This window comes from Oceanibaculum indicum P24 (assembly GCF_000299935.1).
Lineage (GTDB): Bacteria > Pseudomonadota > Alphaproteobacteria > Oceanibaculales > Oceanibaculaceae > Oceanibaculum > Oceanibaculum indicum.
Window position 1 is genome coordinate 38,015 of the sequence record NZ_AMRL01000018.1, and the last position, 24,362, is coordinate 62,376.

At 64.7% G+C, this 24,362-nt stretch carries 23 protein-coding genes; 9 read left to right on the forward strand and 14 right to left on the reverse strand.

Annotated elements, in window-relative coordinates; all coding sequences use genetic code 11:
• The first annotated feature begins 75 nt into the window (after window positions 1–75).
• A complete protein-coding gene (locus tag P24_RS13360; RefSeq protein ID WP_008945265.1) occupies window positions 76–447 on the forward strand; it encodes an antibiotic biosynthesis monooxygenase family protein in 372 nt (123 codons plus the stop codon).
• A 197-nt stretch (window positions 448–644) separates the two neighbouring features.
• Here P24_RS13360 and P24_RS13365 read toward each other — a convergent pair whose 3' ends face one another.
• Both P24_RS13365 and P24_RS13370 read right to left on the reverse strand, forming a co-directional pair.
• Window positions 645–1,049, reverse strand: a complete 405-nt coding sequence (locus tag P24_RS13365; protein ID WP_008945266.1) for a PaaI family thioesterase — start codon at window positions 1,047–1,049, stop codon at window positions 645–647.
• Window positions 1,046–2,293 (reverse strand): D-amino acid dehydrogenase, encoded by a 1,248-nt coding sequence (locus P24_RS13370; RefSeq protein WP_008945267.1) that lies wholly within the window; start codon window positions 2,291–2,293, stop codon window positions 1,046–1,048. The genes P24_RS13365 and P24_RS13370 overlap by 4 nt, the downstream gene beginning before the upstream one ends.
• A 179-nt stretch (window positions 2,294–2,472) precedes the next feature.
• On the opposite strand from P24_RS13370, the gene P24_RS13375 reads away from it, so the two are divergent.
• Window positions 2,473–3,201, forward strand: coding sequence for a GntR family transcriptional regulator (locus tag P24_RS13375; RefSeq protein WP_008945268.1), 729 nt, complete (start codon window positions 2,473–2,475; stop codon window positions 3,199–3,201).
• Window positions 3,202–3,225: 24 nt separating this feature from the next.
• Here P24_RS13375 and P24_RS13380 read toward each other — a convergent pair whose 3' ends face one another.
• The 3 genes from P24_RS13380 to P24_RS13390 form a co-directional block, all read right to left on the reverse strand.
• Window positions 3,226–4,545 carry a TRAP transporter large permease gene (locus P24_RS13380; protein ID WP_008945269.1) on the reverse strand — a complete coding sequence of 440 codons (1,320 nt, stop codon included), beginning with the start codon at window positions 4,543–4,545 and terminating at the stop codon, window positions 3,226–3,228.
• 12 nt (window positions 4,546–4,557) lie between these two features.
• Complete coding sequence (locus P24_RS13385) at window positions 4,558–5,046, reverse strand: TRAP transporter small permease subunit (RefSeq protein ID WP_040707734.1); 489 nt, start codon at window positions 5,044–5,046, stop codon at window positions 4,558–4,560.
• 92 nt (window positions 5,047–5,138) lie between these two features.
• Entirely contained in the window at window positions 5,139–6,230 is a 1,092-nt protein-coding gene (locus P24_RS13390; protein WP_008945271.1) for a twin-arginine translocation signal domain-containing protein, read from the reverse strand.
• Between the two features lie 152 nt (window positions 6,231–6,382).
• On the opposite strand from P24_RS13390, the gene P24_RS13395 reads away from it, so the two are divergent.
• From P24_RS13395 to P24_RS13410, 4 genes are read left to right on the forward strand one after another with little or no spacing between them, the layout of a single operon-like run.
• A complete protein-coding gene (locus tag P24_RS13395) occupies window positions 6,383–7,198 on the forward strand; it encodes a maleate cis-trans isomerase family protein (protein ID WP_008945272.1) in 816 nt (271 codons plus the stop codon).
• A 3-nt stretch (window positions 7,199–7,201) separates the two neighbouring features.
• Window positions 7,202–7,681 (forward strand): L-2-amino-thiazoline-4-carboxylic acid hydrolase, encoded by a 480-nt coding sequence (locus P24_RS13400; protein WP_008945273.1) that lies wholly within the window; start codon window positions 7,202–7,204, stop codon window positions 7,679–7,681.
• A gap of 40 nt (window positions 7,682–7,721) precedes the next feature.
• Window positions 7,722–8,732 carry a zinc-binding dehydrogenase gene (locus tag P24_RS13405; RefSeq protein ID WP_008945274.1) on the forward strand — a complete coding sequence of 337 codons (1,011 nt, stop codon included), beginning with the start codon at window positions 7,722–7,724 and terminating at the stop codon, window positions 8,730–8,732.
• Window positions 8,733–8,745: 13 nt separating this feature from the next.
• Entirely contained in the window at window positions 8,746–10,272 is a 1,527-nt protein-coding gene (locus P24_RS13410) for a class I adenylate-forming enzyme family protein (protein WP_008945275.1), read from the forward strand.
• Here P24_RS13410 and P24_RS13415 read toward each other — a convergent pair.
• The 3 genes from P24_RS13415 to P24_RS13425 form a co-directional block, all read right to left on the reverse strand.
• The gene (locus tag P24_RS13415; RefSeq protein ID WP_008945276.1) at window positions 10,259–11,215 is read right to left on the reverse strand and encodes a threonine/serine dehydratase; all 957 of its coding nucleotides are present in this window, start codon (window positions 11,213–11,215) and stop codon (window positions 10,259–10,261) included. The genes P24_RS13410 and P24_RS13415 overlap by 14 nt on opposite strands.
• 96 nt (window positions 11,216–11,311) lie before the next feature.
• Window positions 11,312–12,880, reverse strand: coding sequence for a sensor histidine kinase (locus P24_RS19320; RefSeq protein ID WP_008945277.1), 1,569 nt, complete (start codon window positions 12,878–12,880; stop codon window positions 11,312–11,314).
• An 85-nt stretch (window positions 12,881–12,965) separates the two neighbouring features.
• Entirely contained in the window at window positions 12,966–13,445 is a 480-nt protein-coding gene (locus P24_RS13425) for an L-2-amino-thiazoline-4-carboxylic acid hydrolase (protein ID WP_008945278.1), read from the reverse strand.
• Between the two features lie 157 nt (window positions 13,446–13,602).
• On the opposite strand from P24_RS13425, the gene P24_RS13430 reads away from it, so the two are divergent.
• Genes P24_RS13430 through P24_RS13440 form a run of 3 tightly spaced genes read left to right on the forward strand, consistent with a single transcriptional unit; the run spans window position 13,603 to window position 17,385 of the window.
• The gene (locus P24_RS13430) at window positions 13,603–14,823 is read left to right on the forward strand and encodes a CoA transferase (protein WP_008945279.1); all 1,221 of its coding nucleotides are present in this window, start codon (window positions 13,603–13,605) and stop codon (window positions 14,821–14,823) included.
• 5 nt (window positions 14,824–14,828) lie between these two features.
• Window positions 14,829–16,466: an amidohydrolase gene (locus P24_RS13435; RefSeq protein ID WP_008945280.1), complete on the forward strand. Its 1,638-nt coding sequence runs from the start codon at window positions 14,829–14,831 to the stop codon at window positions 16,464–16,466.
• A gap of 4 nt (window positions 16,467–16,470) precedes the next feature.
• Window positions 16,471–17,385 carry a CobW family GTP-binding protein gene (locus tag P24_RS13440; RefSeq protein WP_040707754.1) on the forward strand — a complete coding sequence of 305 codons (915 nt, stop codon included), beginning with the start codon at window positions 16,471–16,473 and terminating at the stop codon, window positions 17,383–17,385.
• 3 nt (window positions 17,386–17,388) lie between these two features.
• Here the strand turns inward: P24_RS13440 and P24_RS19325 are convergent, their stop codons facing one another.
• The 6 genes from P24_RS19325 to cydD form a co-directional block, all read right to left on the reverse strand.
• Window positions 17,389–17,895, reverse strand: coding sequence for a PAS domain-containing protein (locus P24_RS19325; RefSeq protein WP_008945282.1), 507 nt, complete (start codon window positions 17,893–17,895; stop codon window positions 17,389–17,391).
• Between the two features lie 133 nt (window positions 17,896–18,028).
• Window positions 18,029–18,148 carry a cytochrome bd-I oxidase subunit CydX gene (gene cydX, locus P24_RS19835; RefSeq protein WP_008945283.1) on the reverse strand — a complete coding sequence of 40 codons (120 nt, stop codon included), beginning with the start codon at window positions 18,146–18,148 and terminating at the stop codon, window positions 18,029–18,031.
• A gap of 12 nt (window positions 18,149–18,160) precedes the next feature.
• The gene (gene cydB / locus P24_RS13455) at window positions 18,161–19,315 is read right to left on the reverse strand and encodes a cytochrome d ubiquinol oxidase subunit II (RefSeq protein WP_008945284.1); all 1,155 of its coding nucleotides are present in this window, start codon (window positions 19,313–19,315) and stop codon (window positions 18,161–18,163) included.
• A gap of 5 nt (window positions 19,316–19,320) precedes the next feature.
• The gene (locus P24_RS13460) at window positions 19,321–20,913 is read right to left on the reverse strand and encodes a cytochrome ubiquinol oxidase subunit I (protein WP_008945285.1); all 1,593 of its coding nucleotides are present in this window, start codon (window positions 20,911–20,913) and stop codon (window positions 19,321–19,323) included.
• A gap of 107 nt (window positions 20,914–21,020) precedes the next feature.
• Complete coding sequence (gene cydC / locus P24_RS13465; protein ID WP_040707760.1) at window positions 21,021–22,673, reverse strand: thiol reductant ABC exporter subunit CydC; 1,653 nt, start codon at window positions 22,671–22,673, stop codon at window positions 21,021–21,023.
• The gene (gene cydD, locus P24_RS13470) at window positions 22,670–24,343 is read right to left on the reverse strand and encodes a thiol reductant ABC exporter subunit CydD (protein WP_008945287.1); all 1,674 of its coding nucleotides are present in this window, start codon (window positions 24,341–24,343) and stop codon (window positions 22,670–22,672) included. Before cydD ends, cydC begins: the two co-directional genes overlap by 4 nt.
• Window positions 24,344–24,362: the final 19 nt, after the last annotated feature.

Genomic DNA, 24,362 nt, shown 5'->3' on the forward strand with positions numbered 1-24,362 from the left:
CACGGTCTTTACGCCACAAATATATTCAGTGTACCGTCCTATTTAACGCGACACCGACCAGCAGGAGGCATCAGCATGGCCCAGGAACCCCTGGCGACGAAGGGCAATTTCCTTCACATCTACGATTTCCGCATCAAGCCGGGCACCGAGGCCGAATTCATCCGGCTGTTCGAGGAATTCGACTATTCCGACGGCAATCCGATGCACAAGAGCTGGGCCCAGGTGAAGGACGGCGTGCTGTGCCGCGACACAGAGGACCCGTTGCGCTTCTTCCTGATCGCCGAATGGTCGGACATCAAGGAACATGCGGCGATCCGCAAGATCCTGGCGGAAGAGATCAAGCCGGAATTCATCAAGTTCATCGAGGGCGGCAAGTTCATCCCGAAATATGTCGAGGTCGTCTCCTCCACGCCCGAGGAAATCCTGAACAAGGCGGCGGGGGAGTAGGCATAGCGCTTTCTTATTGCCAGCAATGTCCTTCGAGACGCGCACACCCAAGAAGGGCGCGCGCTCCTCAGGACGAGGTCATTGTTGGAATACTGACGGCGCCACCTGGTGACCTCATGCTGAGGAGGCGTCCAAGCCCGTCTTGGACGCCGTCTCGAAGCATAGGGCGGCGTGTCCACCCCATCACAGCCTTCCTCTCACAGCGTCGAGTAGGTCGCCCGGCCGATGGCGAGCAGCACGCCGGCCTCGTTGAACACATCGACATCGGCGATACCCACGCTCTTGCCGTTGCGGCGAACCTTCGCCACAGCGACCAGGTCGGTGTCGATGGCCGGGCGCAGGTAATCTACGCGGAAATTCACCGTCGGCAGCGGCTTGCCGACCAGATAGGCCAGTGCGAAGTCGCCGACCGTGTCGATGACGGCGGCGATCGGTCCGCCATGCCACTGGCCGGTACCTGCCTCGCGCGCCATTTCCGGCCGCATTGGCGCACGCACCGTCAGCTCCTGCGTGGCGGTATCCAGCTTCACCACCTTCAGCCCCAGGAAGGCGATGAAGGGAGAGGAATCGAAGATCGCCTGGATATCGGTGTCATTCATCATGGCATCACCCGCATGCCGGTCAGATCGAGGGCCGGCACCTTTCCGGCGATGAGGTCGGCGGTCACCCGCGCCGAGCCCGGCGCCATGGTCCAGCCGATATGGCCATGGCCGGTATTGAACCACATGTTGCGGTAGCGCCCGGCGCCGAAGATCGGCGTACCCTCCGGCGTCATCGGCCTGAGGCCCGCCCAGTAGAAGGGCTGCGAATAATCCGCCCCGTCCGGATAGATATCCTGCACCGCCTTAAGCATGTGGGTGTAGTCGGAGGGCTGGTGGCTCTTGTTATAGCCGGCGAATTCCGCCGTCGCCGTGACCCTCATCCGGTCGCCGAAGCGCGCATAGGCAACCAGATTATCCTCGTCCACCCCGCCCACCGTCGGCGGGTTGTTGCGGCCGCCAATCGGCATCGTCACCGAATAGCCCTTGATCGGATAGATCGGCAGCGTCACGCCCAGCTGCTTTGAGAGGCGCGGGCCGAATACGCCCAGGCTGAACACGAAACCATCCGCCTCGATGCGGCCGGTCGAGGTGCGCACGGCGGTAACCTTGTCACCCTCGGTGTCGAAGCCCTGGATCTCGCTGCCAAAGACGAACTTCACCCCCTGGGCCTCGCAATATTTCGCCAGATTCTGGGTGAACACCCGGGCATCGCCGCTCTCGTCCGAAGGGCAGTAGATGGCACCGGCGAATTTATGCTTCACCGGCTCCAGCGCAGGGTCGATCTTCGCCGCCTCGTCCGGCGTGATGGCGCGCAGTTCCAGCCCCTCCTCGCTGAGGATGCGGGTGTTGGCGCTGCCGCGCGCGAAGCTCTCCGGCGTGCGGTAGAGATAGAGCAGACCGCCAGTTACGCCGTGATACTCGATCTTCGTTTCGGCAGCGATACGGTGTAACTGCTCTTGCGAGTACATGCACAGCCGCACCTTGCGCTTGGTGTTGATGCGGGTCTTCTCCGCCGTGCAGTTCTGCAGGAATTTCAACGACCAGAGCCAGAGATTCGGGTCAAGGCTGGGCTTGAAGCGCAACGCCTGCCCTTCCTGGAACAGTGACTTCAGCAGAATCTTCGGCGCCTTGGGCGAGGCCCAGGTATAGGCATGCCCTGGCGAGAACAGGCCGGCATTGGCAAAGCTGGTTTCCGACGCCGGCTCGTCCAGCCGGTCGATGACCGTCACCTCATGCCCATCCTTCATCAGCTCATAAGCTGTCGAGACGCCGATGACGCCCGCGCCCAGTACCGCTATCCGCATAAGCCTTCCCTCGCCTCTTCTTTTCTCGTTCGGTCACAGATTGTTCCGGCCCGCCTTTGCACTACCTCGGATGGGCGGGCACAAGACAGTCTTGTCGACACAAGTGTATCCATCCATGCATTATTGAACTTGAGTGCGGGACGGTCTATAGGGAGCGCCCGAATTTTGGAGGAAGCGCAATGAACAACCGGATCGGCGGCAATCCGGACTTTTCTTCCGCCCCGCTGAAGAGCATCCGGGCGGCCGACAGCGTTAATCGCGTCTATCAGGAAATCAAGGAACTGGCCGTCGAATACCGGTTCCGGCCCGGCCAGAAGGTGAACGAGGTCGATCTGGCCGAGAAGCTGGGTGTCAGCCGCACGCCGGTCCGTGAGGCGCTGAACCGGCTGGTGCGCGACGGCTTCATGAGCTTCGTCCCGAACAAGGGTTTCTTCGCGCGCGAACTGTCCGCCGACACGGTGCGCCAGCTTTACGAACTGCGCGCGGCAATTGAGTGCGCCGCCTACAAGCTGGCCTGCACCCGCGCGACCGACCGCGAGATCGAGGACGCGGTGCGCCCGTGGGAAATCGCGACGGACCCGGCGACCGGTTTTTCGCAGACCCGGATGGCGGAGGCGGACGAAGCGTTCCACATGGCGGTGGCACGGCTGTCCAAGAACCCCGAGATGATTGACGCGCTGGAGCGGATCAATGCGCGCATCCGCTTCTTCCGCCGCACCGACATGGAAACCCAGCCGCGCCGCCAGGAAACCTTCGGCCAGCATGCCCGTATCATCGAGCATCTGCGCCGGCGCGAACCGGAGGCCGGCGCGCCGATCCTGGAACAGCATGTGACCCTGAGCTCCGCTCACGCGATCCTCGTCACCAAGGAGGTTATCGCCCGCATCTTCCTCGGCCCCGCTGCCTGACTCTCCCCTCGCCCCCAACTGGCCCTATCGCAGCACCACCGGCAGCCACAGCGCCAGCGATGGCCAGAAATAGACCAGCACACCGGTCAGCAGCTGGCAGGCGACGAAGGGGATCACGCCTTTGTACATCTCTATCGTCCGGAAATCCGGCGGGGCGATGCCACGCAGATAGAAGATCGACGGCGCCATCGGCGGGGTAACGTAGGATGTCTGGATCATCACGATCACCAGGATCGCGAACCACAGCGGATCGATCCCTGCCGGTGCCAGGAACGGCATGAACAGCGGGATGCAGATCAGCACGACCGATACCCAGTCCAGCAGCGCGCCCATCACGAAGACGATGCCGAGGAACAGCAGCAGCAGGCCGGTCGGGCCGAAATCCAGCGCCCGCACCAGGTCGGTCACCAGCATGCCGCCGCCCTGCAGGCGGAAGACGCTGGTGAACATGGTGCCGCCGACGACGATCAGCAGGATCATCGAGGTGATGACCACCGTCTTGTAAGCAGCGCCCCAAAGCCCCTTCCAGGTGAAGTCCCGGTAGATGACGTTCAGCAGCACGGCCCCCGCAGCACCGACAGCGGCAGCCTCGGTGACTGCCGCGATGCCGGCCAGGATAGAGCCGACGACGGCGCAGATCAGCAGCAGCGGCGGAATCAGCGCGGTGACCGTCAGCTTCAGCTTCTCGGACAGCGGCATGTCGAATTCGCTGGGGTCGATCCGCGGTGCAGCCTGTGGACGGATCGTGCAGTAGAGCAGAATCCAGAGGATGAACAGCGCCACCATGATGCCGCTCGGGATGATCACGGCCGCCAGCACGTCGCCAACCGGAATCTGCGCCACCGAGGCGTAGATGATGACGACGATGGAGGGCGGGATCATCGTGCCCAGAGAGCCGCCGGCGCAGATCGTGCCGGAGATCAGCGACTTTTCGTATTTGTTGGCGACCATGGCCGGGATCGCCAGCAGGCCGACCATGACCTCGACCGCGCCGACGATGCCGGTGCCGGCGGCAAACACCGCGCACATGCTCATGGCGGCCAGCGCCAGCCCGCCTGGCAGGCGGCCCAGCCACAGCTTCATCACCTCGAACACGCGGCGGCCGATGCCGGAATTCTCCAGCACCGCGCCCATGAAGACGAACAGCGGCACGGCGGCCAGCGCGTAGTTGTTCGCCACGCTGCCGACGAAGCGATAGAGCTGCAGCCCGGCCAGCTCAACGCCGAAGAAGGGAATGGAGAAGGCAACCGCGATCACGATCAGGCTGAGCGATACAGGCATGCCCAGGAAGATCAGGACGAAGGCAGCCGGGAACATCCAGGCCGCAAGTGGCATGGCGGACATATTCCGGCCCCCTCAGTGTTGCGATGATTGTTCGGCCGGCGCGAGCACGCGCGCCAGGACCTGAAGCCACAGGGCGGACAGCCCGACGGCCAGCATCAGCCGGAACGGCCAGATCTTGGGCTGCCAGGGGCTGACCGTCTCGACCTCCCCGCTGACCCAGGCCTTCCAGAATTCGCCCCAGCCGGCATAGGTCACCAGGCTGAGGGCCGGCAGGATAAGACACAGATAGACGGCGATCTCGATAACCCGGAACCAACGTTCGGGGATCGCCTTGGAGAAGATATCGATGGAGACATGCTGGTTCAGCCGCAGGGTCATGGCCATCGCCAGGACGAAAACCGCGCCATTCAGCATGTAGGAAACGTCAAAGGCCCAGACCGTCGGCGCATGGAAGGCATAGCGCGAAATCACCTCGAACATGGTGACGACCACCAGTCCGAATGAGGCCAGAACGGCCGCAGCGCAGCAAACGCTGGAAATCCGCCCGATCAATCGAGTCATGAAGCATCCAGGGTAAACGGCAAATCAACGGCAGAAAACCGCCGGCAAGGAAAAGGGCGGCGGCCCGCAACCGGCCCGCCGCCCGCCTTTCGTCAGTCCACCGCCCGATAGACGGCGTTCTCTGCCCAATCGTCGTAGAAGGCGTAGTAGGAATCCGTGACCTTCTTCATCCACGGATCGCCCTTCGCCGTCTGCTCCTCGGCCTTCTTCATGGCCCACTTGCGGCCGGCCTCGCGCAGTTCCACGGCAAGGGACGGATCGGGGGTGATGATCTCGGCCTTGCTCTTGCGCATCTCTTTCATCGCCTTCATGTCCTCGACGGTCCAGGAGAACAGCGTCTCAGGCGTCGAGGCGCGGGCCGCCGTCTCGATCATGAACTTCACATCATCCGGCAGGGCGTCCCACTTCGCGACCGGCATGATCAGCTCGAACAGGAAGCAGTTGGTGTGCGGGGCCGGCATGATGATGTAGGGGGCGGCGTTCTGGAAGCCCATCTTGATGTTCTCGGCCGGGCTCGACCATTCGATAACATCGACGCCCTTGCGCTCCAGCATGGTGTAGATTTCGCTGCCCGATACGGTGGTCGCGGCGCCGCCGAAATACTCGTTCAGGATCTGCGCCCAGGCGCCCGCGGTGCGGAACTTCAGGCCCTTCAGATCGGCCGAGGTCCTGATCGGCACATGCGAATGCCAGATCTCGTTCGGCCCGATGCTCAGCGGAATCGAATGCAGCTTCATCGTCGCGCGGCGATGCTCGGCCAGCAGTTCCTGGCCACCGCCCTTGTACAGCCAGTGCATCATCATCTCTGGCGGCATGCCGCCGACATGGCCACCGTAGAAGGTGTTCACCGGGTCGCGGTTGACGATGTAGAGCGGCGTCATCTGGCCGGCATCGGCGATGCCATCCTCGACCGTCTTGTAGGCCTCCAGCGGCGGCGACAGCACGCCCCCCGGGAAAGGCTGGAACTCGATCCTGCCGCCGCTCAGCTTCTTGATCCGCTCCGCGAAGGGCAGAATCGTCAGTGTATAGAACATTGACGTTTCGCCGGCGAAGTGATTCAGGCGGAATTTGTAGCTTTGCTGCGCCTTGGCGACCGACGGCGCGGCGATGATGCCAGCGCCAGCCGCGCCGGCGACAGCGGCCCCGGAGCCAACATTCTTCAGAAAGTTTCTACGGCTTGTCATCGTGATGCACTCCTCTGTTGGGCGGGAGATTCCAGCCATCCGGCCCGACCATTCGGCCTTGTATGAGCCCCACCTCAACTGTATCGTGATGTGGATACACTTTTGCGTCAAACACAAAACGCGCGAAAAACGGGCAGATTGAGGTGAATCGCATGACGCTGCACATGGAATCGGCAATTGACGAACAATCGGGCGGTACACTGATTAATTTGGAGCACCTCCCCTTCGCCACTGATTCTGGGATCGGGGCGCGGGCCGCCATCGGCCTGCTGGTCCTGGAAACCGATCAGACCATCGAAGATGAGTTCCGGGCGATCTGGCCGCGCGACGGCGTGGCGCTCTATGCGGCACGGCTGCACAACGACGTCATGATCACCCCGGAAACCCTGATGGCGATGAAGGCGGAAATACCGCCGGCAGCGAAGCTGCTGCCCTTCATGACCGACTTCAAGGTCGTTGCCTTCGCCTGCACCTCCGGCGCGCTGGTGATCGGCGAGGACAAGGTTGCGGAACTGATCCACAGCGTGAAGCCCGGCGTGAAGGTGACCGATCCGGTGACGGCCGCGCGGGCAGCGATATCCTCGATGGGTGTGAAGCGCGTGGCGCTGCTGACGCCGTACCTGAAGGAAATCAACGAACGGCTGCGCAACAGCCTGATCGAGCGCGGCCTGAACATCCCGGTGATGGGCAGCTTCAACGAGGCCGACGACGACATCGTGGCACGCATGACGCCGGAGTCGATCCGCGACGCCATCGTGAAGCTGGGCTCCCTGCCCGATTGCGATGGCGTGTTCGTCTCCTGCACCTCCCTGCGGGTCGCCAAGATCGCCGAGGAGGCCGAGGCGCTGATCGGCAAGCCGGTCACCTCCTCCAACCATGCGCTGGCCTGGCACATGCTGCGGCTGGCCGGCATCGAGGACGAGATACCCGGCTTCGGCCGCCTGTTCCGCACGCCGCTGAAGGGCTGAGGCATGTCGCAGAACCTGCCGATCATCCAGCGCCGCCGGATCGAGGCGGAAATCCTGAAGCAGGTCTATGAGACCGCGAAGGAACGGCTCGGCGTAGCGGAGGCACAGACCCTGATTGGCGAATCGGTGCGCCGCGCCTCCATCGCCCAGGCCCAGCAATTCGCCGCCAGCGAGCCGGAGGGCACCAGCCTGGAAAGCTTCATCCGGCTGTTCGACCTGTGGACCGCCGAGGATGCGCTGACCGTCGAGGTGAAGCATGCCGACGCCGAACGCTTCGAGTTCAACGTCGTGCGCTGCCGCTATGCCGAGATGTACAAGGATATGGGGCTGGGAGACATCGGCCATCTGCTGTCCTGCCAGCGCGATGGCACCTTCTGCGAGGGCTATGACCCCGACATCAGGTTCGAACGGACGCAGACCCTGATGCAGGGCGCCAGCCATTGCGACTTCCGCTACGCCTACAAGCCCACTGATAAGTCCTGAACACGCCTCCCCAAAACACGCGACCACAAGGAAGAAGAACGTGAAAGCCATTCTCTACAGCGCCCATGGCGGACTCGACCAGATCAGCCATGGCGACTATCCGACTCCGACCGTCGGTCCTGACGAGTGCCTGCTGAAGGTGAAGGCGGTCGCGCTGAATGGCTTCGATCCGATGATCCTGAAGGGTATCCCGGGCCTGAAGACGCCCTTTCCGATGATTCCGGGCGGCGATATCGCCGGTGAGGTCGTCGATGTCGGCGCCAATGTGCCGGGCGGCAAGTTCCGGCCCGGTGACAGGGTGCAGGTCGTCCCCTTCCAGCCCGGCATCGGCCAGATGGGCGAGACGCTGCGCGGCGGTGCCTGCGACTATATTGCCGTCGATGCCAAGTTCCTGCTGCAGATCCCCGAGGGCGTCAGCTACGAGCAGGCGGCCTCCCTGCCCATCGCCTATGGCACGGCGCGCCGCATGATGATGGTGCGCGGCCAGGTGAAGGAAGGCGAGAAGGTGCTGGTGCTGGGCGCCACCGGCGGTGTGGGCACCGGCGCGGTACAGCTGGCCAAGATGGCGGGCGCTTATGTGATCGCCTGCGCCAGCTCCGCCGAGAAGTGCGAGAAGCTGAAGGAAATCGGCGCCGACGAGACTATCGACACCTCGCAGGAGGATTTTGTCGCCGCCATCCATGAACGCCACGGCAAGCCGCGCATCTGGGGCGGCGGCGGCGTGAATGTGGTGGTGAACTATATTGGCGGCGACACCTGGACCAAGAGCCTGAAAGTCATGTGCCGCTTCGGCCGCATGCTGGTCTGCGGCGCCACCACAGGCTACGACCCGAAGGAGGATATCCGTTACATCTGGTCCTACGAACAGTCGATTGTCGGCTCCAATGCCTGGACGCCGGAAGACCAGGTTGCGCTGATGGAAATGGTGCGCGACGGCACGCTCGCCCCGGTGATCGACCGGGTGCTGCCGCTGACGGAGGCCAATTTCAAGGAAGGGCTGCAGGCGCTGATCGACCGCAAGGTGTTCGGCAAAGTGGTGTTCGTTCCGTAACGGGCAGCAATCGATGACCGGTATTCCAAATCTTGGCGCCATCCTCTCCCCCGACGCCGATCCTGACCGTACCGTCCTGTGGGATTATGCGGCCGGCGATCCGCCGCGCGCCTGGAGCGCCGGGGAACTGGATGGGCTGGCCAACGGGCTGGCGCGCGGCCTTTTGAAACGAGGGCTGAAGCGCGGCGATTCCATCGCCGTGCTGGCGGCCAACCGGGCGGAGTTCGTGGCGCTGTATTTCGGCGCCATGCGGGCCGGCATCGTCGTGGTGCCGGTCAACTGGAAGCTGGCCGCCGAAACCGTGGCGCTGATCGTCGAGGATGCAGAGGCGAAGCTGATCTTCGTCGATGAGGACCGCGCCCGCCTCGCCCCCGCCGGCGTGCCCCGCATCCTGTTCGGCAGCGCTGACTGGGAGGCCCTGCCCGATCCCGGTGCGTTTGAGCCCATCACCCCGGAACCGGACGAGCCTGCGCAGATCCTCTACACCTCCGGCTCCACCGGACGGCCCAAGGGCGTGCCGCTCAGCCATCGCGGCCAGCACTGGATGGTGCAGGTGGTCAGCAAGGGCGACAACAGCCAGCACCGGCTGATCGTCGCCGCACCCATGTATCACATGAATGCGCTGTTCAACCTGAAGTTCGCCTTCCTGAACCGCGCGCAGGTGATCCTGCAGCCGGTCTTCACGGCGGAAAGCTATGTGAAGGCCATTATCGATCATCAGGCGACCTGGCTGACCTGCGTGCCGACCATGATGGCGATGGTGGCGAATCATCTGGGCGACGGGCCGCGCCCGGCGGAATTCGACGGGGTGACGCGGCTGTTCATGGGGTCCTCTCCCTACTCCCAGGCGCTGGTGGACCGGGTGCGGGCGCTGTTCCCGAACGCCCGGATCACCAATGGCTATGGCACGACGGAGGCCGGTGCCGCCGTCTATGGTCCGCACCCGGACGGCATCCCGACGCCGGACGAGGCGCTGGGTTATCCGATTCCCGAGGGCGAGACACGGCTGGTCGCGCGCGACGGCAGCGTGGTGGACGGTGTCGGCGAAGGCATCCTGCAGATGCGCAACCCGGCGACCATGCAGGGCTATCGCCACATGCCGGAAAAGACGGCGACTGCCCTGCGCGATGGCGGCTGGTATCACAGCGGCGATGTGGTGCGGCGCGACGAGAACGGCTTCCATTATTTCGTTGGGCGCGAGGACGACATGTTCGTCTGCGGCGGCGAGAATATCTGGCCGGCCGAGGTGGAGCGCCTGCTGGAATCGCATCCCGCGATCAGCCAGGCCGTCGTGGTCCCCGTACCGGACGACGTCAAGCAGAAGCTGCCTGTTGCCTTCGTCACCCTGCGCGAGGGCGAAAGCCTGTCGGAAGAGGCCGTGAAACAATGGACCATCGAACGCGGCCCCGCCTATCAGCATCCGCGCCATGTGTTCTTCGTGCCGGCGATCCCGCTGGCCGGCACCAACAAGATCGACCGCAACGGGCTGACACGGCAGGCGGCTGAGCTCGCGGCGGCGCGGAATTCTAGCCGAACTTGACCGCCGTAGTGTTCGCGCCGCAGACCAGCACCGCCACCTTCTCGCCGGCCCGCGGAACATAGCGGCCAGACAGCAGCGCGGCGAAGGCGGCGGCTCCGCCCGGCTCCGTTACCACACGAACGGAATCCCATAACGCCTTCTGCGCGTTCAGAATATCGTCATCGCTGACCAGCACCGATTGCGCCACATGATCGCGCGCCAGCGGGAACATCAGGTCGCCCACCTGGCGGGGGGCGAGGGAGTCGGCGGCGATGCTGCCGGCCTCCGCCTCGACCGGATGGCCCGCCGCCAGCGCCTTGTTCAGTGTCGGCGCCCCTTCCGGCTCCACCGCGACGATCCGCACCCTGCCGCGATACCAGGCACAGAGGCCACCGATCAGCCCGCCACCGCCGACCGCGACCAGCAGCGTGTCGATATCCGGCAGATCCTGCTCGATCTCCGCCCCCAGCGTGCCCTGCCCCAGCAGCGTCGTCGGCTGGTCGTAGGCATGGACCGGCAGCGCACCGCTTTCCTTCACGAACAGTTCGCTGGCCGCCAGCGCATCGGCATAGCGCTGCCCTCCGATCTCCAGCCTGGCGCCGTAGGAGCGGATGCGCTCCGCCTTGGCCGGGCTGGTGATCTCCGGCACGAAGATGGTGGCCGGCACGCCCCGCTTCATTGCCGCATAGGCAACAGCGGCACCGTGATTGCCGCCCGAGGCCGCGACCACGCCGGCGGCAGGAATGTCCTGCGTCATCAGGCTGGTGAAGGCACCGCGCGCCTTGAAGGACCCGCTATGCTGCAGTTGCTCCAGCTTCAGATCGACAGGGCGGGACGCGGCACCGAAATCCGCCATATCGACGCGTAGCACTGGCGTGTGGCGAACATGCGGTCGGATCAGCCGCAGCGCCTCGCCGATCTTTTCAGGCGACAGGGCGGCGGGGATATCGGCGATGGCGGACATGGCTGGCTCTGATGTGTCGGGCAGGAAAGACAGCTCTTTTTCGCACGGACGCGTCTTTGCTGGCCAGAGCCGATAAGGAAAAACTGTCTTTTGCAGCTATTGCGCCGCCTGCTTCTGCACCACCCGACCGGCAGGCAGCCAGGCGATGGCGCAGGTGCCCTCGCCCACAATGCTGCGCAGCTCGATGCGCCCGCCATGCAGCTCCATGAAACGCTGGGCGAGCGACAGGCCCAGACCGAGACCGTGGCTGTTCAGGCCGCTATCCTCCAGCTGGACGAAGGGCTGCATGACTGACCGCAGCTTTTCCGGCGGGATACCCTCACCAAGGTCGGTGACGCGCAGGCCAAGGGCACCATCTGGTGCCACCTCGAAATCGACAGTGACCGGCAGGTCCGATGGCGAGTATTTCAGGGCATTCGAGATCAGGTTGGTGAGCACCTGGCGCAACAGCCTCGTATCGACATCGACGATCATATCGAAGGCACTGCTGACCTGTATTCTCCCTTCATTGGCACCACCGCCGAAGGCACGGGCGCAATAGCCGATGATATCGGCCAGGGCCGCCGGTTCCGTGGTCAGCTTGAAATCGCGATGATCCATCCGGCTGAGTTCGAGCACATCATTGATGATGCCCAGCAGATGCGTCCCGGAATCGAGGATGTAGGAGGTGTATTCCTTGTATCGGTCATTGCCGAGCGGCCCGAAACTCTCCGCTCGTAAAATCTCCGAAAAGCCGATGATTGCGTTCAGCGGCGTGCGCAGTTCGTGGCTCATATGCGACAGGAAGATCGATTTTGCCTGATTGGCGGCTTCCGCCTGTTGCTTCTGTTCGATCAGCGCTTGTTCTACACCCTGCTGGTGCCGCACTTCGCGCTCAAGGTCACGCTGCGCCTGGACTGCGCGGGCCATGGCGCCGATCTCGTCGCGGCGCTCGGTGCCTTCCACCTTCTGCGGCTCTGCGCCCGGCACCCGCCTGGCGACGGTATCGGTCACCTTCTTCAGCGGCAGTATGATGCCATAGCCAGACACCGCATAGGCCAGCAGGATCGACAGGGCAATGCCGATGGTGGAGGTCGCCGCAATCAGGAAGAATGCCTTGTCATACTGCTGTTCTCTCAGCGCATTCAGCCGCACAACCTGTTCAGTGTTATAGGCTGCCTCCTGCGCCATCAGCACGTTGAAGGCCTGTCGCGTGCTGCGGTTGTCATAATTGTCGCCCATGACACGGGCCAACGCCGGATCGACTTCCATTCCGGTCCGCGCCAGCTCGCGCCGGAAGGCGATGAATTCCCTGGCGGCCCGGTCCAGTTCATTGAAGGCGGCAATTCTTGACGGTTCGATCAGCAGGCGCCAGTCGCCCATATTCTGCTCGATCTCTGTAACCAGCGCCTGAATGCCGATAGCAAACTGCCGTGCTGAATCGGTGGTGTCGGACATATAGACACCGCGCGAATCCATGACCGTGGCATAGACCAGCGCATTGGTTCTCTCGCCCAGGATGGCGCGCTGCTTCGCCTGCTGCGCCTGCTTCACGATAGTGTTGTAACTGTCGAGGGTGGATAGGGTGATGATCGCAATGATGATCGAGGCGGCCAGCTGCACGCCAACCACCAGGAAGATTTTCGTTGCGATTCCCATCCGGCCCAGCAGGCCAACAACATCCATGAGACGATTCCCGTCCGTTTTAGGGACGAGGCTAGGCCGGATTTAGTTAAAAACTTATAAAGGACCGTCAGTTTTTCCGACAGCGTCAGCTTTTCCGGTAGCGGAACCGGAAATCGCAATGGCTGGCGCCCTGCATCACCGTCTGGGTGCGGGTCATCTCGATCTTCGGGTCATAGCCCTCGCACAGCGCGCCGTCGCGCTGGCAGGACAGCAGGTGGCCGATAGGGCCCAGGCCCATCTCGTGATACATCTCGGCATATGCGCAGCGGCGAATGTTAAAGTCGAATTTCTCGGCTGACTGTTCCAGCAGCTCGAAATTATAGGCACCGCCTTCCTTCCAGCGCTCGAACAGCACGGCGAAGCTTTCCAGGCTGGTACCCCCCTTCTCCTCCGCCGCAAATTCCCGCCCGCTGTCCCGCGCCGCCTGGCGGATCGCCTTGCCCAGCAACTCCTGCGCTTTCTCCCGGCCCAGCTCGCGCTCCAGTGTCTCATAGATCGGCTTCACGATGCCGGCTTCGATGCGGCGCTGTTCCAGGATGGTGAGCTTCGGTCGGGACTCGGTCATGTCATTCCTATCCGCAGGGTTGCTTTCGGTAAGCGGCATTGTCCGGTGAGCCGCCCGCCCTGTGCAAGACCGCATGTCGAATCGTATGGACAGGCCGGGATGGCGAGCGGCTATGCTTGCCGCGCACGATAATCCGGAAAGCGGGAGGAACAACCAAGTGCCAGGCGTCCTGAGCAATCTGCGCGTCGTCGAGGTATCGGCCTATGTCGCGGCCCCGCTGGGGGGCATGACGCTGGCCCAGCTCGGTGCCGATCTTATCCAGATCAGCCCGAAATCCGGGCGCATCGACTATAACCGCTGGCCGCAGACCGACGATGGCAAGAGCCTGTACTGGGCCGGGCTGAACAAGGCCAAGCGCTCCATCCGGATCGACCTCGCCCGTCCCGAGGGGCAGGAACTGGCGGCCGCCCTTATCGCCGGAAAAGAAGGCGATGGCGGCGGCATCCTGATGACCAACCTGCCCTCGCGCGGCTGGATGTCCTATGAGGCGCTGAAGCAGCGCCGCGACGATCTCATCATGCTGAAGCTGACCGGCAATTACGATGGCTCGGCGGCGGTCGATTACACGGTGAACTGCGCCAGCGGCTTCCCGATGGTGACCGGCGACGGCACCCAGCCGATCAACCACGCCATCCCGGTCTGGGATATCGCCACTGGCCTCTACCTCGCCACCGGTACGCTGGCCGCCGTGCAGCATCGCCTGGCGACCGGCAAGGGCCAGGAAGTCTCCATCGCGCTCTCCGACGTCATGCTGGCAACGGTAGGCAATCTCGGTTACATCGCCGAGGTGCAGATGACCGGCCGGCAGCGCCCGGCCATAGGCAACCATCTCTATGGCGGGTTCGGGCGGGATTTTGCAACAAAGGATGGCCGCGCCGTCATGGTCGCCGCCTTCTCCGACCGGCAATGGCAGAGCCTGCTGCGGGCCACCGGCACCGAGGAGCGCATGCCGCATGTCGCCGCCGCGATGGGCGTGGACCTTGCCGACGAGGCTGGGCGCTATGCCGCACGAGACGCCATTGCCGCCGTGCTGGCGCCCTGGTTCGCGGCGCGGACGCTGGCCGATATCCGCCAGGCCTTCGAGGGCAGCGGCGTGCTGTGGGGGCCGTTCCAGGATTTCCGTCAGCTGGTCGCGGAGGATGTACGCTGCTCGACCGCCAATCCGTTGTTTCGCGAGGCAGAACAGCCAGGCATCGGCACCTACCTGACACCGCATATCCCGCTGTCTTTCGGTGCCGCCCCGCATGGCAATATCGTGCCGGCCCCGGCGCTTGGCCAGCACAGCGAGGCGGTGCTGGCCGATGTGCTGGGCCTGTCCTCCGGCGAGATCGGCAGGCTGTTCGACAGCGGCCTCGTCGTCGGGCCGGACCGGGAGTGACGGCGATGATCACCATCTTCGAGGCGCGCAAGATCCTGACCATGAACCCGGCCCGCCCGCTGGCCACCCATGTCGCGGTGCGCGACGGGCGCATCCTCGGCGCCGGCAAGCTGGAGGAGTTGACCGGCTGGGGCGAGCACAGGATCGACCGGCAATTCGCCGACAAGGTGCTGATGCCGGGGCTGGTCGAGGGGCACAGCCATATCTCCGAGGGTGTGTTCTGGCAGTCGGTCTATTGCGGCTATTTCGACCGCATGGACCCGGACGGGAAAATCTGGCCGGGCCTGAAGAGCGTCGATTCCGTGCTGGAACGGCTGCGCGAGGCAGAGAGCAAACTGGACGACCCGGCAAAGCCGCTGACCGGCTGGGCGCTGGACCCGATCTATTTCGGCAGCGCACGCATCGGCCGGGCCGATCTCGACAAGGTCTCGACCGACCGCCCCATCGCGGTGATGCATGCCAGTGGCCATATCCTCAGCGTGAACAGCAAGGCGCTGGAGCTGGCCGGATTCCTGCGCACCGGCATCAATCATCAGGGCGTGCCGCTGGATGCGGAAGGCCTGCCGACCGGCGAGTTGAAGGGGCCGGAGGCGATGATGCCGGTCGGCCGCCATTCAGGATTCGACCGCGAAGCCCAGGCCGGCGACGAGACCGGCCTGCGGCAGTTCGCCCGGCTGTGCGTGCGCAAAGGGGTGACCACCGCCACCGACCTTGCCAATCTGCTGCCCGACAATGCGGTGGCGATGATGCGCCGCGTCACCGGCGAGGACCGGTTCCCGGCGCGCATCGTCTCCTTCCGGCGCTTCGTCGGCATGACGCCGGCGGCGCTGATCGACCGCGCGCTGGAGCTGAAGAAGCAGAGCACCGACCGGCTGCGGCTGGGCGGCATCAAGCTGTTCGCCGATGGCTCGATCCAGGGCTTCTCCGCCCGGCTGCGATGGCCTGGCTATTATAATGGCCAGCCGAATGGCCTGTGGTACGTGACGCCGGAACATCTGGCCGAGGCGCTGGAACTGGCGCTGGCCAACGACATCCTGGCGCATATCCACACCAATGGCGACGAGGCGACGGAACTGATGCTGGACACGCTGGAGGCCGTGCTGCGCCACCAGCCTGGCCCCGACCATCGTTTTACGTTGCAGCATTGCCAGCTGGCCGATGCCGCGCAGTTCCGCCGCATGAAAAAACTCGGCCTGTGCGCCAACCTGTTCCCCAACCATCATTTCTACTGGGGCGACCAGCATTACGCGATCACCGTCGGGCCGGAACGGGCGGAACGCATGAATGCCTGCGCCACCGCGCTGGCGACCGGCGTGCCGCTGGCGATTCATTCCGATGCGCCGGTCACGCCTCTGGGGCCGCTCTTCACCGCCTGGGCGGCGGTCAACCGGATCACCGCGAGCGGGCGCGTGCTGGGCGAATCCGAACGCATCTCCGTCGCCGATGCGCTGCGCACCATCACGCTGGGCGCGGCCTATACGCTGAAGCTGGATGGCGAGGTCGGCTCCATCGAGACCGGCAAGCGCGCCGATTTCGCGGTGCTGGAGGACGACCCGACGGAGATCGCACCGGAGGCGCTGAAGGATGTCCGGGTCTGGGGCACGGTGCAGGATGGCCGGGTCTTCGCCGCCGCCGACATCTGAGGCGATGGCGCCGCTTCCCGTAACCGTCATCGGCGGCTATCTGGGCGCCGGCAAGACGACGCTGGTGAACCATCTGCTGCGCCATCCGGAAGGACGGCGGCTGGCCGTGCTGGTGAACGAATTCGGTGACCTTCCCATCGATGCCGACCTGATCGAACGCCGCGACGAGGACATGATCGCCATTGCCGGCGGCTGTGTCTGCTGCAGCTATGGCAGCGATCTGATCGAGGCGCTGGAGCGCATGCTGATCCTTGATCCGCGCCCGGACCATCTGCTGATCGAGGCCAGCGGCGTTGCCCTGCCCGGCGGCATTGCCAGTTCCCTGACGCTGCTCATGGGCTATCGGCTGGATGCGGTGCTGGTGCTGGCCGATGCCGAGACGATCCGTGCCCGCGCGACCGACCGTTATCTAGGCGATACAATCGCCCGGCAGCTCGCCGAAGCCGATCTCGTGCTGCTGAACAAGGCCGATCTCGTTTTGCCGGACGATCTTGCGGAAACCGTACGCTGGCTGGAGGGGGCCAGCCCGCACGCGCGCATCGTCACCACGACGAACGCGGCTGTCTCCACGGGCATTGCCCTGGGCCTCGCGGCGATGCGCCCGCCGCAGCGCGATCATGCCCACTCACACGACAGCGCCGGTTATGACACGGACAGCTTCCCAGTGACGGAGCCGGTACAGGCGGAAGAACTGGCGCGCGCACTGGCCGACCCGGCATTATGCCTGCTGCGCGCCAAGGGCTTCGTCGCTGCTGCCGATGGGACGCTGCACACGATCCAGACCGTCGCGCGGCGCTGGAGTGTCTCCCCAGCACCCGCCGGCCTTGCGGGGCCGGGGCGGCTGGTCGCCATCGCCCTGCCCGGCCAGCTTGACCGCGACGCCATCCGCCGCGCTATCGAGGCGGCCAGCACCACCTGACCATCATTTCACCTCGACCCCGTCGGAGTGGTACATGATCGACAGGATCATCAGCAGATCGACCGTCACCCCATCGGCGGCAAAGGGCAGGATCATGTTCTGCACGAACCGGTGTTCCCGGTCATGGACGAAGGCGACCCGGCCAAAGCGATAGGTCGCGCGGCCCGTCTCAACCGCCGCCATGTAGCGGCTGGCGATATCCGGCCGCGTGCGGAAGGCGTCGTGAACCTCGTCAAGCCAGCGACCCGTCGGGTCCATGCCCAGCGTTTCCACCTCCATGGTGCCGGCCAGCCGGTAACGGAAGCGCGGGCCGGGCTGGACCACGTCCAGCATCCAGACACGCGGCATGATGCGCGCGATATCCAGCGGATCGAAGTGCTGGCGGCCCGGCAGCTGGCCCGGCGGGGTGATCTCCCGCCAGTAATCGTGAAAGCGGCTTATATCCGGGTGCCAGTGCGTCCGGTCGGTACTGGCATCGACAAACACCCAACCATCGGTGAGCCCTTCCATGAAACCTCCCCCGGTATTTTTAGAAATTCTAATACCGAAAAAGGTTTATGGAAAGTTAACTAATAATTCTTCCAAAATACCGAAAAGGTTTTCGGAAATTATTATTCACGATTGTACCTGTCTATAAGGTACATCAGGATATATCAGGGTTTTCTTTCTTACGGTCTTCTTCCATCAGCTCGAACCACATCGCGTTCAGGATGGCGAAGGCCGCGGCAAGCGGCAGGCCCAGCACCCAGGCGAAATACCACATCGCGTTCTCTCCTCAGTAAGCCGTATCCTGGCTGTCCTCGATGTCCTTGGCGGTCACCTTGCCCCACAGCACTTTGTACACCCAGCTGGTATAGGCCAGGATCAGCGGCAGGAAGATCGCCGTCGCCACCAGCATGTTGAACAGGGTGGAATGGCTCGACCCCGAATCCCAGACCGTCAGGCTGGAGCGCGGATCGATGGAGCTTGGCAGGATGAACGGAAACATCGACAGGCCGACCGTCGAGATGATCCCGACCACGCTGAGCTTCGAGAACAGGAAGGTCGAGATTTCCCGCCCGCGCAGCAGGCCCAGCAAGGCGCCCAGCGCCCCAAGGAAGCCCATCGCCGGGGCGATCAGCATCCAGGGATAGATGGCGTAATTGGCAAACCACAGGCCTGGCTCCACCGCCACTTCCTTGCGCAGCGGGTTGCTTGCCATGTCCGGCGTGATGCCGGCTGTGATGCGGTAGCCGTCGATGCCGAGCCATATCCACACACCGCCCAGCGCGAACAGCACGATCACCGCCGCCGCCGCCAGCACGCCATAGTCGCGTGCCCGCCGGGCGACCATGCCCGTGGCTTTCAGCCCCAGCCAGGCACCGCCATGCATCACCAGCATCGCGACGCTGAGCACGCCGCACAGCAGCGCAAACGGGTTCAGCAGGCCGAAGAAGCCGCCCTCATAGAACGGCCGCAGCTCGTCGCTCAGCCGGAAAGGCACGCCCTGCAGCACATTGCCGACGGCCACACCGAACACCAGCGCCGGCACGAAGCCGCCGATGAACAGCGCCCAGTCCCACATCTCCCGCCAGCGCGGGTCGTCCCGCTTGGAGCGGTATTTGAAGCCGACCGGCCGCAGGATCAGCGCCGCCAGGATCAGGAACATGGCAATGTAGAAGCCGGAGAAGCTGACGGCATAGAGCGGTGGCCAGGCGGCGAAGATCGCCCCGCCCCCCAGGATGAACCACACCTGATTGCCTTCCCACACCGGGGCAATGGTGTTGATCGCGATACGCCGCTCCATATCGGTCCGCGCAGCGAAGGGCAGCAGCGTGCCCACCCCCATGTCGAAACCGTCGGTAACGGCGAAGCCGATCAACAGCACGCCCAGCAGTACCCACCAGATCAGCTTCAGCGTGTCATAGTCGATGAATTCGTGAAGGATCATGGTCTTTACTCCGCCGGTGCCGGAACGGGAGAGAGTGTGGGGCGGCGCTGCATGCCCTCGGCATCCAGCGGGCCGTCAGGCTGCGGTCCTTTGCGGATGTACTTCACCAGCAGCATCACCTCGACCACCGCGAGCACGGAATAGAACAGGACGAACCCTGCCAGCGTGAACAGTACCTGCCCGATGCCGAGCTGCGAGACCGCATAGGCGGTCGGCAGCATGCCCTCGATCACCCAGGGCTGGCGGCCATATTCGGCGACGAACCAGCCAAGCTCGGCGGCGACCCAGGGCAAGGGTATCGAATAGACCGCGACCCACAGCAGCCAGCGGCGTCTTTCCAGCTGATGCTTGGTGGCGAGATAGAAGAAGGTCGCCGTCAGCAGGATGAAGAAGAAACCCAGCCCGACCATGATGCGGAACGACCAGAACAGCGGGAACACCGCCGGCACCGTATCCCAGGCGGCCTGTTCGATCTGTTCCGGTGTCGCCGCCGCCGGGTCATCGACATAGCGTTTCAGCAGATAGGCATAGCCGAGATTACGACCATTCTCCTCAAACTGCGCGGCAATCGCCGGATGTGTCTCGCCCGGCGGATTGCTGCGGATCTCGTTCAGCGCGGTATAGGCCAGGATGCCGCTGCGCACGCGGCGTTCGGATTCCTGCACCAGCTCCTCGATGCCCGGCACCTCGCGGGTGAGCGACCGGGTGGAGATCAGGCCCAGCACATAGGGCACATGGATCGCGTAATGCGTTTCGCGCGCTTCCTGGTCCGGGAAGCCGATGATGGTGAACCCCGCCGGCGCCGGCTCGGTCCGCCACATCCCTTCCATCGCAGCCAGCTTCATGCGCTGGTGCTGGGTGGCGGCATAGCCGCTCTCATCGCCCAGCACCACGACACTCAGCGCCGAGGCTAGGCCGAAGCTGGCCGCCACCGCCATCGACCGCCTGGCAAGTGCGACATGCCGGCCCTGCAGCAAATAGAGCGCGCTGACGCCCAGCACAAATATCGAGGCGGTGACATAGCCGGCGGAGACGGTGTGCACGAACTTCGCCTGCGCCACCTCGTTGAACAGCACCTCGTAGAAGCTGACGATCTCCATCCGCATGGTCTCCGGATTGAAGGCAGCACCCACCGGATTCTGCATCCAGCCATTGGCGATCAGAATCCACAGCGCCGAGAAGTTAGAGCCGATGGCGACCGCCCAGGTGGACATCAGATGCTGGCGCTTCGACAGCTTCTCCCAGCCGAAGAAGAATAGCCCGACGAAGGTCGCCTCCAGGAAGAAGGCCATCAGCCCTTCGATAGCCAGCGGGGCGCCGAACACATCGCCGACATAATGGCTGAAATAGCTCCAGTTCATACCGAACTGAAACTCCATGGTGATACCGGTTGCCACGCCGAGCACGAAATTGATGCCGAACAGGGTGCCCCAGAACTTCGTCATCTGCCGCCAGATTGGCCGGTCCGTCATGACATAAACGGTTTCCATGATGGCGAGGAGGATCGACAGACCGATCGTCAGCGGGACGAACAGGAAATGGTACATCGCTGTCATGGCGAACTGCAGGCGAGACAGCGCAACGATATCAAGTTCCATGGCGGACCTATCTGTGTAGCTTTGCAGATTACATGGACGATTTTTCCCTGAAAGCCCATGCGACCGTTTCGCCCTGGGACATTTTGTCCAGTCCGGTTAGCGTCCTGTCAGCTTGCCATATCGAGGCGCAGGAGACGACCGGCTTTGGCCGCCTCTTCCGGGCGGTGGGTTGCCAGCAGCACGATCCTGCCGGCCGCCGCAGCGAGAATATCGTCCAGGACGGCAGCCGCCATCGGCCGGTCCAGCCCTTCCGTCGGCTCGTCCAGCAGCCAGATCGCCGGGTCCGTGAGGATCAGCCGGGCCAGCGCCAGCCGGCGCCGCTCGCCGCCTGACAGGCCGCTGCCCTCATCCCCCAGCACAGTTTCCAGCCCCAGCGGCAGGCGCCGCACGGCCGGTTCCAGCCCGGCGCGGCGCAGCGCATCCCAAAGTACCGCATCGTCGGCATCGGGGCTGGCAAGGCGCAGATTGCCGGCGATGGAATCGCGGAACAGCTCGGTGCGCTGTCCCAGAAGCCCGACCGTCCGCCGTAAATCCGGTTGCGCGATGCTGTCGAGCGGCTGCCCGCCGATCAGGATGTGTCCTGCACTTGGCGCATGCATGCCGGCGACCAGCCCCAGCAGCGTCGATTTCCCCGACCCGCTGGGGCCAACCAGCGCCACGATCTCGCCAGGGTTGATGTCCGCGGTGATACCCTCCAGCACCGGGCGGCGGTCGGGCGCGTAGCGGAACGCCAGCCCCTCCAGCCGCAGCGGCCCCTCCGGCACCAAGCCGGAAGATACCGGCTGCTGGTCACCCTCCTTCGTATAGGGTCCGACGCGCCGGGCCGCCAGGATGGTACGCCCCAGTTCGAGCAGGCCGCGCCGCAACAGGCCGAGTGCCTCCGTCGCGCCCAGCACCAGCAGCAGGATCATCGCCAGCAGCGCGCCATCTATCACGCCATCGCGCAGCAGCACGGCACCGCGCCACAGGGCGAAGGCCAGCGCCGACTGCCCGGCGACGAACAGGCTGGCCCCCGCCAGACTCTCCCGCCGGCTGATATCCAGCGCGGCCGATTCGGCCATGGCGTGCGCTTTGGCGATGCCGTCCCGCTGCGCCGCCAGCCTGCCAGCCATCGCCAGCTCCACCTGTCCGCGCGACAGATCGACCGTGCGCAGGCGCAAGGCCCGCTCGCCCGCGTTCAGACGGCGCGCGGCACGCCGGGTCGCATAGCCCTGCAGCGCAGGCAACAGGATGCCGGCCAGGCCGAGCAGCGCCCCGCCCCCCAGCGCCAGCCAAGGATCGAATATCAGCAGCAGCCCGACCAAGGCGACAATAACTGTCAGCGCGGTCAGCAGCGGCACGGCCAGGCGCAGATAAAGCGCGTCCAGCAGGTCGATATCGCCGGTCAGCCGCTGCAGGAAATCGCCACCCCGTATCTGCGCCAGCTGGGCAAAGTCCCGTGACAGGAGATTGGCAAACACGGTCACCCGCAAATTCGCCAGGAAGCGGAGTGTCGCCTCATGCGTCGCCAGCCGCTCGCCATAGCGCCCGGCGGTGCGCAGGATGGCGAGAAAGCGGATGCCGGCGCTGGGGCTGAAGAAGTTGAAGGCGAGGCCCAGCCCCGCCGCCCCGGCCAGCGCGGTGGCGGCGATGAACCAGCCGGCCAGCGCCAGCAGGCCGATACCGGCGACAAGGCTGACGATGGCCAGCGCGAGGCCGATCAAGAACCACAGCCGGTCCTTGCGCCAGAACAACCCCAATATCGCGCGCAGCGCCCTCACGGATGCAGCCTCACGATCCGGTCGCAGCGCGCGGCCAGCGCCTCGTCATGGGTGGCAAGGATGAGCGTGCGCCCCTCGGCCAGCCGGAACAGCCCGTCCGCCACAGCCTGGGCGGTTTCCGCATCCAGATGCGCTGTCGGCTCATCGGCCAGGATAATGTCCGCCCCACGCAGCGCGGCACGGGCGACTGCCAGCCTTTGCCCCTCCCCGCCGGAGATGCCCTGCCCGGCTTCCCCCAGCAAGGTGGCATCTCCACGCGGCAGCCGCGCCACCACAGACTCGGCCGAGGCAAGCTGCAGAGCGTCGGCAATCTCACCCAGAGCACGATCCGGATGCCCCAGCGTCAGATTCCGGCGCAGGCTGCCATGCAGGAAGTAAGGCCGCTGCCCGACCCAGGCCAGCCGCGCCCGCCAACCATCGGCGGTCTCGTCGGTCAGCGCCTGCCCGGCGACCTCCACGCTCCCGGCATCGGCGCGCAGCAATCCGGCGATGAGTGCCAGAATCGTGGACTTGCCCGACCCGCTGGGCCCGACCAGCGCCAGCTTTTCGCCGGACGGGATATCAAGGTCGAGCCCTGCCAGCACCGGGCGGGTGCCGTCATAGCCGAATCGCGCACCGGTCAGACGGATGCGTGCCGGACCGTTCAGGGGCACCGCCGCCGCGCCCTCGCCCAGCAGCGCCGGCCTGTCGGATTCCAGAATGCCGGCAATTGCCTTGCCAGCAGCCTCGGCGGTGGCGCGGTCGTGATAGCTGGCGGCGAATTCCCGCATCGGCAGAAAAAAATCCGGTGCCAGCAGCAGGATGAACAGGCCCTCGGCCAGCGTCAGCGGCGCATCATAGGCGCCGAACTGCAGATAGCCCAGCAGGCTGAAGCCGACATAGACCGCCACCAGCGCCACGCCGACGGCCGCAAACAGCTCCAGCACTGCCGAGGACAGGAAGGCCAGCCGCAGCACCCGCATGGTGCCGATGCGTAAGGCCTGCGCGGCCTGCTCCAGACGGGCAAGCGCCTGACCGCCCGCCCCCAGCAGACGGATTGTGGTCAGCCCCTGCAGCCGGTCCAGCAGATAGGCATTCATCGTACCCAGTTCGGAGAGCTGCCGCTCGCTGGCGATCCGCACCCGCTGGCCGATCAACGCCATGAAGATCGGGATCAGTGGCCCCGCCAGAAGCAAGGCGATAGACGCCGCCCAGGACACCGGCAGCACCGCCAGCGCGATGATGGCCGGCACCAGCATCACCTTCAGCCGGGAGGGCTGATAGCGCGTCAGCCAGGGACCGAGCGCCGCCACATGGTCGGTCAGCGTCGCGGCGGCCTGGCCCGTCGCCACGCGGCCGGTATCAAAGGGCGACTGCCGCGCCAGCGCGCTGGCCAGTGCGTCGCGCAGCCGGCCCTGCACCCGCAGCGAAGAGCGATCCGCCAGCCGCGTGGCCTGCATCACCAGCAGGCCGCGCAGCAGGGCGATGGCCAGAAAGCCGGCCAGGTAGAACGGCAGATCATCCGCCCCGCTGGTGGCGAAGACCAACCCGTCAATCGCCATGGCGAGCAGGGCCGCCGCCGGAATCCACAGCAGTGCCGCCAGCACCTCCATGCGGGCCGCCCGGCGGGCGCCGGCTCCTTCCGCCCCGACGAGTTGATCCAGATGGGTGCGCTTCGGCCTGTCGCTCATCCCCTTGTTATAGCGGACT

Coding starts and splice junctions, on each gene's coding strand:
- P24_RS13360 (WP_008945265.1), top strand. CDS start 76: ATGGCCCAGGAACCCCTGGCGACGAAGGGCAATTTCCTTCACATCTAC.
- P24_RS13365 (WP_008945266.1), bottom strand. CDS start 1,049: ATGATGAATGACACCGATATCCAGGCGATCTTCGATTCCTCTCCCTTC.
- P24_RS13370 (WP_008945267.1), bottom strand. CDS start 2,293: ATGCGGATAGCGGTACTGGGCGCGGGCGTCATCGGCGTCTCGACAGCT.
- P24_RS13375 (WP_008945268.1), top strand. CDS start 2,473: ATGAACAACCGGATCGGCGGCAATCCGGACTTTTCTTCCGCCCCGCTG.
- P24_RS13380 (WP_008945269.1), bottom strand. CDS start 4,545: ATGTCCGCCATGCCACTTGCGGCCTGGATGTTCCCGGCTGCCTTCGTC.
- P24_RS13385 (WP_040707734.1), bottom strand. CDS start 5,046: ATGACTCGATTGATCGGGCGGATTTCCAGCGTTTGCTGCGCTGCGGCC.
- P24_RS13390 (WP_008945271.1), bottom strand. CDS start 6,230: ATGACAAGCCGTAGAAACTTTCTGAAGAATGTTGGCTCCGGGGCCGCT.
- P24_RS13395 (WP_008945272.1), top strand. CDS start 6,383: ATGACGCTGCACATGGAATCGGCAATTGACGAACAATCGGGCGGTACA.
- P24_RS13400 (WP_008945273.1), top strand. CDS start 7,202: ATGTCGCAGAACCTGCCGATCATCCAGCGCCGCCGGATCGAGGCGGAA.
- P24_RS13410 (WP_008945275.1), top strand. CDS start 8,746: ATGACCGGTATTCCAAATCTTGGCGCCATCCTCTCCCCCGACGCCGAT.
- P24_RS13415 (WP_008945276.1), bottom strand. CDS start 11,215: ATGTCCGCCATCGCCGATATCCCCGCCGCCCTGTCGCCTGAAAAGATC.
- P24_RS19320 (WP_008945277.1), bottom strand. CDS start 12,880: ATGGATGTTGTTGGCCTGCTGGGCCGGATGGGAATCGCAACGAAAATC.
- P24_RS13425 (WP_008945278.1), bottom strand. CDS start 13,445: ATGACCGAGTCCCGACCGAAGCTCACCATCCTGGAACAGCGCCGCATC.
- P24_RS13435 (WP_008945280.1), top strand. CDS start 14,829: ATGATCACCATCTTCGAGGCGCGCAAGATCCTGACCATGAACCCGGCC.
- P24_RS13440 (WP_040707754.1), top strand. CDS start 16,471: ATGGCGCCGCTTCCCGTAACCGTCATCGGCGGCTATCTGGGCGCCGGC.
- P24_RS19325 (WP_008945282.1), bottom strand. CDS start 17,895: ATGGAAGGGCTCACCGATGGTTGGGTGTTTGTCGATGCCAGTACCGAC.
- cydX (WP_008945283.1), bottom strand. CDS start 18,148: ATGTGGTATTTCGCCTGGGTGCTGGGCCTGCCGCTTGCCGCGGCCTTC.
- cydB (WP_008945284.1), bottom strand. CDS start 19,315: ATGATCCTTCACGAATTCATCGACTATGACACGCTGAAGCTGATCTGG.
- P24_RS13460 (WP_008945285.1), bottom strand. CDS start 20,913: ATGGAACTTGATATCGTTGCGCTGTCTCGCCTGCAGTTCGCCATGACA.
- cydD (WP_008945287.1), bottom strand. CDS start 24,343: ATGAGCGACAGGCCGAAGCGCACCCATCTGGATCAACTCGTCGGGGCG.